This window comes from Bacillus sp. SIMBA_008 (assembly GCF_046535495.1).
GTDB lineage: Bacteria > Bacillota > Bacilli > Bacillales > Bacillaceae > Bacillus > Bacillus subtilis.
This window is the reverse complement of the sequence record NZ_JAWRWL010000408.1, coordinates 1-275: the sequence shown is the minus strand read 5'-3', so window position 1 is coordinate 275 and position 275 is coordinate 1. Positions and strand designations below refer to the sequence as shown.

General features: G+C 64.7%; 1 pseudogene. It reads right to left on the bottom strand.

Features of this window, described 5'->3' with window-relative positions:
- Positions 1–105: pseudogene (locus tag SB658_RS23800) on the bottom strand (dihydroxyacetone kinase subunit DhaK); the annotation flags it as partial.
- Between the last annotated feature and the right edge of the window lie 170 nt (positions 106–275).

The window sequence follows — 275 nt, the reverse complement described above, 5'->3', positions numbered from 1 at the left end:
CTTGTCGGCCGACGAGACGTCATCGGTGACCGTGACGGTCTGGCAGGGGATCCCCGCCTCGCGCAGCTGCGCCTGCGCGGCGTCGAAGTTGAGCACGTCGCCGGCGTAGTTGCCGTAGCGCTCAGGCCGAAGCCCTGCTCGGTCGTCGTATCGTCCTTGGAGTCGATGTCGGCCTGCAGCGCGGCGCCAATTTCCATCCGCTGTTCCTGTTTCAGCTGATGGGCATCATCGGCGCCTTCCTGACCGGGGATGCGTTCAACCTGTTCGTGTTCTTC